The sequence below is a fragment of the Methanobrevibacter sp. genome (assembly GCF_045577275.1).
Taxonomy (GTDB): domain Archaea; phylum Methanobacteriota; class Methanobacteria; order Methanobacteriales; family Methanobacteriaceae; genus Methanobrevibacter.
On record NZ_JAZNIB010000087.1, the window covers coordinates 1 to 9938 of the forward strand.

The window sequence follows — 9938 nt, forward strand, 5'->3', positions numbered from 1 at the left end:
TTGTTCCTTCTTTAGCTTCCTTAATTGTAACAGTAATATTTTCAAAATGGAATTTAGTGCCTAAAATGCTGTGGAATATATTATTCTCAATTATATTATTTGCACTAACATTATAATTTACTATATTAGGACTTGGCCTACCAGATATTATATCAAAAGTGTTATACTCAATATCGGAGTCAATAGCTTTATTGCCTAATAAAAGACCTACAGTAAGGTAAGAACCATTAATAGAAATGTTATTATGAGTAAATGAGTTATTTACAGATCCGATAGCTGTACTATTTATTGGCGCCCCTATAATACCAATACCATACATAATAGGATCATTTGAAGATAAAACAATTGAATTGTTTGAAATAGTATTGTTAAATCCACCATAATGCACGAATACTCCTGCAATTGTATTATATGATTCGCTTAAATCATAATCATCACCAAGAGCAGAGCTTACAGTAACATTATTGCCTGTAAATACAACATTGGAAGAGTGAATCATCAAGAATCCATAAGTCCTATAAACTCCAGAAACCATATGGGAACCAGGAATAACTCCATCTAAAATACCGGTAGATCCAGAGCCATCAGGGCAAATGGTAGTTCCATCGGCACAAATGATAGTACCGTCAGGACAAATTACTGTGCCATCTAGACATTTAATTGAACCATCTTCAAGTCTTTCATATTCTCCAGGACCATAAACGGTTCCATCAGGACAGACAACAGAACCATCAGGACAAACTATAGTCCCATCCGCACAAATCACACTGCCATCCGGACAGATAACAGTTCCATCCGCACAAATCACACTGCCATCAAGACAATATGTAATTCCATCTACACAAACAGAACCATCAGGACAGACATTAGACTCATCATAATGAATTACAGAACCATCTGGGCAAATGATAGAACCATCAGTACAAACAATAGAACCATCCACACAGACCATATAATCTTCAGAACCAATTATGGAACCATCAGGACAAGTAATGGATCCATCCGGAGAAATTGTATAGCCATCAGGACAGACTACGGTTCCATCAGGACAAACATCCGAATAATAATTAAGATAGCCATCTAAACAACTTCTATTATTGACAAGATAAACTTCCCCACAGCCAACTGCATTAATTGAATTTCCAGTTATTAAGAGATTAGTGGAATTGAATGCAAGGATTGCTGAAGTGAAGTAATTACCTTTTACATCCAATATGTTGTTGATTACTTTACAGTTGGATGAGTCAAGGATATAAACTCCAAATGCAGAGAATGAATCATAAATGGAAATGTTACAGTTTTGAACGGTTACATTATTTGATCCATTTACTTGAATACCCCATAAGCGATCCATATCATTTAAATTTGGATTAGTGATGGTTATATTTTCAATTAATACATCATCTTCATTTATTATGAATGTAGTATCATTAAATACTGCATTTTGACCGGTAATGGTAACAACATTATTTATGATTAACTTTCCTTTGCTTGAGATAGGGCCTAAAAATATTAAGGTATCATTTTCATTAACTCTGTTGCTTAAAGTACCTGTAATATCAAAGTACTTGTAGAAGTTAGCTTCAGTTACATAGTGAGTGGTATTGTCATCAGTTTCTGGAATGCCTGAACTTCCAATGATAATATTATTACTACGAATGATGTTTGTACAAATGCTATCTATATCCATAGCAGTATCTGCTGTTGTGTAAAATGTATTATTTTGAATGATAATATCATGTGGGAAATTAAATCTTCCCCCTCTTTTAATTAATACTGCAGTTGAACTATTGGAATCGACAATATTGCCCTCTATTAGAAGACCTGAATAATCTCCCCAAATCTGTACCCCATAAGCAGTGACATTTAAAGCATTATTAATGAAATCTGTGTCATTTCCAGTGAAAGTTACACCCATTCCGGTGACATTCCTAACAGTGTTTCCAGTGACAGAGGAATTTCCACCAACACTGATTGCTGCGGCAGTATTTTTTAAATTACAGTCATAAATAAGATTATCTTTTACTAAACAATTTTTTCCTGCAATTATAGGGCAATCTCCACCTTCTTCAGCAGTAGCTGAACTTAAATATGCTCCATGAATATTATATATTGTATTTCCGATAATTTGATTTCCAGAAGCGTCACATGATATTCCTCTATATATATCATGAACAGTGTTATTGATAACAAAATTATTTGTTCCCATCACTTGTATACCATAGGAAAAGGAAGAAGGTAAAGTTCTGACAGAATAAACAGTATTATTTATAATGTAATTTGCATACATGCTACCTTCAGAATTCTCACCAGCTTCACCACCTGCGCCAAAAGCAGAGAAATAGATTCCATTGGAATCGTTTGTGATAACTGTATTTCCAGAGATATTACATGCAGAACCACCAAAGAAAACCATTACAGAAGGTTGAGATCCTTCCGCTAAAGCGTTTACTCTAACAGTGTTATTGAAAACATTTATTCCAGTTACATTTGAAAATGACATAGGGAAAGACTTGGTTTGATTAGAGAAAACAACATTATTAACAAAAGTTAAATTTGCTACATTGGAAGCTGCAAAAATCGGAGAATTTTGATTTTTAATCTGTTTTGCATCTAAATTAGAAATTAATGAACCATCAGCCCCATTAATAAATTTAAAAGCACAATTAGTGAATTTTGCAGTTCCATCAGTAGAAGTGAGAGTTAAAGGAATATTAATTATAAAAGTTTTTCCAGTGAATGAACCAGAAAAGTCCAATACATCTCCTAATTTTAATTTTCCAGATATTATATTGCCACTTGCATTAAAGTAAGTGGAATAATTGCCATTTTTAAATTTATAAGTAGATGCAAGTTTTGATGATTTCAAATTATTTTTCACATCTACAGAGTTTCCATCAACATCCTCACCAACAGCATCATCAAGATTTGAAACACCATCAATATTTTCATTCAAATCAGCTGATAAAATAGTATCTTCATTCAAAGAATCAATACTGTTGGGCTCATCATCAACAATATTAGAATCATCAATAGCACTAACAGACTGTTCTTCATCTGTTAAATCCATATCAGCTATCCCTTCCCCTATAGTGTTAGAATCTATGTCAGCTTCAGCTGCACTTACAGATCCAATAGCCAATATCAATAAAATCAATAATCCTAATATTGGAATAATTTTATTAGAATTCATAGTTCGCCACCTCATTTCCAAAAGCATTACCCTCAATTTAAATAATTTTAAATAGTTAATTTTTAAGTCATTTTAACATTTTTTTAATTTTCTTAATAGTAAATTTTAATAGTAAATTTTAATTTTTCCAATAAAAAAATAAAGATAAAATTTGAATCTATTCCTCCTCTTCATCTTTGGAATTCAAGAAACTGAAACAGAACACCAATACAAGCATTAACGCCACTATAGGAACATACATGCCATTTGAAATAGATTTGGATGCTACCTCTTCTAACTCACTAGCTAGTAAATCTTCACCTTCACCTAATAATCCAGATCCTGCATCTCCAGCACCATCACTAGCAGATGATAATGCATTTGCTAAGAAATTGAAAACTGCATCACCAAAGGAACTTGCACCACTTGAATCATCACTGCCTGAACGGGAAGAACTGCCTTTATTAGGATTGTCCCCACCTTTAACATTGCCTCCAGAATTTCCATTGGCTCTTTCAAATGGATCTTTAAATTTAGATCCGGTGTTGCCAAAGATATTATTCATGCCTGTATCATCATCCACTGCAGCATTTCCTCCACCATTTTTAGAATATAATTTATTATTAGATATTGTATTTCCATAAGAACCTCTAACAGTGATTGCTGCATTTCCATTTGTACGGATTCTGTTATTTGAAATAATATTTCCATTAGAACCTTCCTCCAATAGAATACCAGTAGGTATCAATGTTACAGAATCAGGATGCTGATTTCCTGCACAAGGAGGATATTTCTTACTGCTCAAGATATAAAAATCATTTTTGGTAATTTTGTTTCCAGAAGAACCATAAAGACCTACTTCGCTGAAACTACCATTTACATAATATTTATTTTTGCTAATGGTATTTGACCAGCTGGAATAAAGTTCAGTAGCATAGATACCTGCTCTTCCTATGAGCTTGAATGTATTTTCAATAACTTTTGCTCCACCGGATATCTCCAAAGTAAGACCATAAGTGTAATTCAATGAATTGAGTTTCAATACATTCTTGCTGACTTGAGTATTCATGGAATTATGCCTAAGGATAATACCTGTAGCAAAATAATCTGCCTTAATGTCAATTGTATTATTAGAAAGGGTATTATTCCAAGCTTGGGTTACAGACTTACTGGTATCGTCTCCAGAAATACCCATACCATAAAGGAAAGGATCATGTCCTCTTAAAATAATCTTATTATCGATAATTTGGTTTCTATGAGATGAATAATAAATATAAAGACCTATTAAGATATTTACAGAAGGATTATAAGCTTCCTGATATTTTTTGATGTTGGATCTGACTTCGATTCTATTGTGAATAAATCGATTGTCGGATGAAAAATCAAAAATTACCCCATATGTTTTTGAAAGCTCTCCGATACTATGGACACCATCTATACAAATGGTATCGTAGTAAGGGTATAATTCAGCAGTACCTGTTGCATTAATCTTGTTATTTCTATAGAAAGTATTATAAACCTCATAATTAAGCAAACCGAATACCAAATTAGTTCCATTACAACTGATTCTATTATTTCTTACAGTGTTGTTCATTGAGTCACAAAGATAAATTCCATAAGAGGTATTCATATCCCAAACAGTAATATTATTGCCCATCAATGTAGCATTGTCTGTTTCAAATACATATATTCCCCAAAGATTGCAATTATCTTCAGTAGAACCATTGTTGATTATAGTGAAATTTTCCACAACACAATTTGGTGCATTTACAAAAATGGTAGTATTATATAACTTTGCATTTTTAGAAATGATACTAACAGACTTATCTAATGTCAATTTATGTTTAGGGGTGAAATTACCAGTGAAGATTAAAAAATCTCCATCTAAAACTATATCAGTAAGTCCATCTGAAGTGAAGAATTGATCATAATTCTTTTCATTTACTTCATAAACACTGCCGTTACCAAAAGTTGGAATATAAATAACAGACATTGGATAGATAATGCCTTTACCCCCTACATCATTATTTTCACATAAATAAGATTCAGTAGACAATTGAGCAATATTTATTGCAAAATTGTTTTGGGTGTAAATGACATTGTCAAATATAGAGACATTATATGGTCTTTTAAACCTAGATTGATATCTGGCATTAATACCTAACCCTACACTAGAACCTTCAGGAGCCCCAATATAAGACAATGAATTAAGTATATTGGAATAGATTTCTACATTATAAGGTTCACCATTAATAAAAATACCATTTCCTGAAATGAAATCTACAGTATTATTATAAACCTTTGAGTTGTTTCCATTTTTACTGCCTATTTCAATACCGCTACCATTTGATACTATTTGAATCATGTTTCCATAAACAGTACAATCTTCAGCTACCAAAATGGCTGCACCGAAAACATCGGTATTGATAATGGTGTTATTAGCAATTAAACAACCTTTAGAAGATACTATCGCATAAGCCCCACCTTTACCATTGTTATCATCAATACCTGTAATATTATAAATAACATTTCCTACAATGGTGTTATTTGGGTTTCCTTCTGAAATAACTCCCCTATATAAGCCGATAATTGTATTATTTTCAATTATATTATAAGAACCAGTTATATAGACACCTCCAGACCAAAAAGTTGGTGTTAGAGAGGTAGCCCGTATAGTATTGTTTCTTATAATATTATGATTGGATAAACCACCGTCTGCAGCATAATTCTTACCGAAACAAAGGTATATTCCATAGGAATTCTCTACAACAATCTCATTATCCAGAATGGAATTCCTAAATGAATCCCTAAAACTAATTCCTGAATGTTGCCAACTGTTGTTTTCAGTAGAATTTTCAGCTTGACCATTTGAAATGAATTCAGTTTCATTTATAGGTACAATGGTCCTAAGGCTATTATTGTAAACAAGACAATCGCAGGTTCCATTATCTAATGTGATAGGCATATTGTTGGAACCATATGTAAAAATTGTATTGTTGAAAACTTTTACATGGTTTGAATTGTTTAACCAGATAGCAGAAGTGTTGATGGATCCAGATTCAATATTCAAATTTGATACAATTGCATCATATTTAAAGTCCTTATTTGTAACATTATAGAAAAATACGTGAGAATTCTTCAAGAATGCGTTGCTTTCAGTACTTGTTACAGTTAAAGGAATAGTAATAATGAAATTTTTATTAGAAAAATTACCAGATAAATTAATTGTATCATTAGCTTTTACCAATGAATTAATTAAATTACCCTTAGAATCAAAATATTTAGAATAATTTGCTGCAGTAACAGTATGAACTGTTTTATCATCAGCGCCAAGTTTAGATTTAGTATTAGCTTCGTTTGAATCAATAGTTTCAAAAGTTTCTTCTTCCATAATAGTTTCTGTCTCTTCGTTAGAAACAGATTCCAAATCAGCACTTGAATCATCAACAGAAATAGATTCGACTGTATCAACTGAATTGATAGTAGTAGATTCCAGATTATCTGTTAAATTTAATGAATCGGCACTTGAATCAGCAGCACTAACTACATTTAATCCTATTAAAAGGAAGATAAGAACAAGCAATACACTAAATCTCATTATTCTTTTATTCATCATCCCACCTCCAGCAATTTTTTCATTTTTTTCTACATTAGTTTCTATCAAATTTTCTAAAGTTCAAATAATTTTATTAAAGTAATTTTGAGAAAAAATTCAAGTAAACTTAAATTATCTTTAATAAATCTAAATCAAACTTGATACATTATTAATATATAATTCTTTATATTTATAAAGGTATAGGTTTAGTTATAAATAGAGTAATAAAAATAGGGGAATTGGTAGTAAAAATTTAAAAAATAGTGAACCCCCATATAAAAAAAATAAAAAATGGTTGTAATGTGATCCAATCAAATAATTTAAAAAAGAAAATAAAAAAATCAAAATCATGCCAAGAAAAAATAATGAAACTTAATAAAAAAAGAAAATAAAAAAATCTTAAAAAAAATAAAAATCGTACCATAAAAAAATCATCAATTTTAATAAAAAAAGCATATAAAAAATCTACAATAGATAAAAAATTTAATAAAAAAATAAAAAAAGAAAAGAATAAAATAATTATTCTTCTGCAACTTCTTCAACAACTTCCTTTGCATCTTCCAATTCTTTTTCTGCTTCTTCTAAAGCCTTGAGACGTTTATCAAGATCTTCGATTTTGGAATCAGTTGCATTAGTGAATTCACTGAATCTTTTCTCTAAAGAGTCAATGCTATCACAAGCAGCGGTACATCTTTCTTCTAAAGTGGATAAATCTTCAGTGGTTACTAAAGACCAATTTTCGATTAGCTCTTCACTTCTTTCATCCAAGAAGGAATCTAATCTTTTAGAAAATGCATCGGTAGTATTTGCATAGGATTTATCGATATCCTTAAAAGTATATTTGATCTTATCACCCATGGATTTCTTTTCCTGAATCTCTTCATCTACGAGAGAACTTACATTATCCTTTTTAGGTGAAAATTTAAGAACTTCCTTAATGTTAATATTGCCATCATTAGCTGTTTGAATGTAATAATATACTAAAAATACAATTGCAGCAACTAAGATAATGACAGCAATCAATTCAATAATATCCATAATAAAACCTCATAATTATAAATAAATTATAAAAAATTCATTATGCCAATAGCTAAACATGAATCAAATATGAAAAAGTTTCATGTGAGAAAAACATCTATTTGTTGAGTTTTTTCTCTTTTGCTTCAATATCCTTAAGCATTTTTTCTAATTTTTTGAGTTCTGTTTGAGCTTCAAGACGTGCTAAACGTTCATTGATTTCACTATGCAAATAGCCTACATTATTCATGACTTCAGAAGTGGAATCTCTGATTTGAGTAAGCTGTTCTTGCTGTTCTTTAGGCAATTGAATTGGATTTTCCATAATGCGTTTGTTTTCTAAATCCTTTTCAACCATAGAAATTTTCTTAAGCTCAATTTCTTTTTCCATTAATTTTAAAGTATTGTTGGATTGACTTACTTTTTTCCATTGCATTACTACAATGACAACAACGATAGCTAAAATAATCGCTAAGATAAGAATAAAAATTTGACTTGGAATGACTTCACTAGCCATAGATTTACCTCCATAAAAAATCATAATTCAATGATTATAATTCATAAAACTTAAACATTATTCAAATATAAATTAAAGATATTTAAATAAGAATAAGTATATTATATAATTAAGAGTATATAAAAATTTTTATAAAAATGATTGGAAAACTTTGAAAATCTTTAAAAATTTAAAAATATACCCATAACTTATGATTAACTAATGCTTAATTGAACATTAATGAAACATTAATGAAACATTAATGGCACATCAATAAATAAAATATCTATTAAACCCAAGTGATAATATGGTTGATGAAATTAAATCTTATGAAGAAGCAGGTAAAATTGTATCAAAAGTCAGAGCTGATGCTTCAAAAATGATTCAAAACGGCTTGCCAATTCTAGACCTTGTAGAATTTGTAGAAAGTGAAATAGTGAAGGCAGGTGCAGGGATTGCATTTCCATGCAACGTTTCCATAAATGAGATCACCGCACATTACACCTCTCCTGCAGGAGACACCAACAAGATGGTTACAGGAGATTTGGTAAAGCTTGACCTTGGAGCAGAAGTGAACGGATACATTGCAGACTCTGCAGTTACAATCATGGTTCCAGGAGACAATCTCGAAGAACTCTTCGATGAAGACACACTTGAACTCAATCAAAGAATTATCGATGCTTCAGCAGCAGGACTTGAAGCTGCAATCAGCACTGTAAGGGCTGGAGTAAAAGTATGTGATGTTGGAAGGGCTGTTGAAGAGGCAATTTCAGAATATGGGCTTAACCCTGTAAGAAACTTAACAGGTCACAGCCTTGAACATTGGAATTTGCACGCAGGTATTTCAGTGCCTAACTATGACAACAATGACCCAACAATTCTTGAAGAAGGACAAGCTGTAGCAATCGAACCTTTCGCAACTAATGGTGAAGGTATCGTAAATGACTGCCCTCATGCATATATCTTTTCATTTTTACAGACAAAACCATTCAGGATGAAAAATACTCAAAGAATGCTATCATATATTGAAAAGAATTATCGTTACTTGCCATTTAGTGGACGCTGGCTTACAGAAAACTTTAACGAACATAGAGTGAACTCAGGCCTTAAGCAATTGGGGGACTCTATGGCGATATATCCATATGCTGCACTTAAGGAAAGAACAGGTGCATGGGTATCACAAAAGGAACATACTATGATTGTTGAAAGTGACGGTTGTCATATAACCACCCTTTAACTCCAAGCTTTTTGAGGCTACGCCTCAAAAACCTTGACCAAAACTCTTTCACTAGTTGAGAGTGATTTGCTCTTAACTAATTTCTTTTTTTTCAAAAATTATAACAACAATAAATTATCTTTTTTTAATATCACTAAAAGCATTAAAAATAAAAATAGAATAAAAATAGAATAAAAAAATATAACAATGTTATATTGAGGGTGCATAAAAAAATAGCAGGGCCTAGATTTGAACTAGGGCTCTCGGGGTTATGAGCCCCGCGGGATCACCAGACTACCCCACCCTGCTAAACGAATAAAGATTAGAAAAATCTTTCAACATTAAACTATTAGTTAACATAATATATAAATCTTTGTATTAAAAAGAGTATTTTATAAAAAATAGCTAGGAAAATAGAGTTAAAAATATCAAAATCAAAAAA

General features: G+C 31.3%; 5 protein-coding genes and 1 tRNA gene. 1 reads left to right on the forward strand and 5 read right to left on the reverse strand.

Annotated elements, in window-relative coordinates:
• The 4 genes from ACKI67_RS02990 to ACKI67_RS03005 all read right to left on the reverse strand — a co-directional run.
• Window positions 1–3193, reverse strand: a 3193-nt coding sequence (locus ACKI67_RS02990; protein ID WP_407461916.1) for a right-handed parallel beta-helix repeat-containing protein, incomplete at its 3' end; no start/stop codon positions are given.
• A gap of 157 nt (window positions 3194–3350) precedes the next feature.
• Window positions 3351–6785 (reverse strand): right-handed parallel beta-helix repeat-containing protein, encoded by a 3435-nt coding sequence (locus ACKI67_RS02995; RefSeq protein WP_407461917.1) that lies wholly within the window; start codon window positions 6783–6785, stop codon window positions 3351–3353.
• Between the two features lie 501 nt (window positions 6786–7286).
• Window positions 7287–7805: a hypothetical protein gene (locus ACKI67_RS03000; protein WP_407461918.1), complete on the reverse strand. Its 519-nt coding sequence runs from the start codon at window positions 7803–7805 to the stop codon at window positions 7287–7289.
• A 97-nt stretch (window positions 7806–7902) separates the two neighbouring features.
• Complete coding sequence (locus ACKI67_RS03005; protein ID WP_407461919.1) at window positions 7903–8301, reverse strand: hypothetical protein; 399 nt, start codon at window positions 8299–8301, stop codon at window positions 7903–7905.
• A gap of 286 nt (window positions 8302–8587) precedes the next feature.
• Here ACKI67_RS03005 and map point away from each other — a divergent pair, with 286 nt between their 5' ends.
• Window positions 8588–9517, forward strand: a complete 930-nt coding sequence (gene map / locus ACKI67_RS03010; protein ID WP_407461920.1) for a type II methionyl aminopeptidase — start codon at window positions 8588–8590, stop codon at window positions 9515–9517.
• A gap of 213 nt (window positions 9518–9730) precedes the next feature.
• Here map and ACKI67_RS03015 read toward each other — a convergent pair.
• Window positions 9731–9805: transfer RNA gene (locus ACKI67_RS03015), tRNA-Met, on the reverse strand.
• Window positions 9806–9938 lie beyond the last annotated feature (133 nt).

Excerpts from the sequence above, each read along its gene's own strand:
- ACKI67_RS02995 (WP_407461917.1), bottom strand. The coding sequence starts at position 6,785 with ATGAATAAAAGAATAATGAGATTTAGTGTATTGCTTGTTCTTATCTTC.
- ACKI67_RS03000 (WP_407461918.1), bottom strand. The coding sequence starts at position 7,805 with ATGGATATTATTGAATTGATTGCTGTCATTATCTTAGTTGCTGCAATT.
- ACKI67_RS03005 (WP_407461919.1), bottom strand. The coding sequence starts at position 8,301 with ATGGCTAGTGAAGTCATTCCAAGTCAAATTTTTATTCTTATCTTAGCG.
- map (WP_407461920.1), top strand. The coding sequence starts at position 8,588 with ATGGTTGATGAAATTAAATCTTATGAAGAAGCAGGTAAAATTGTATCA.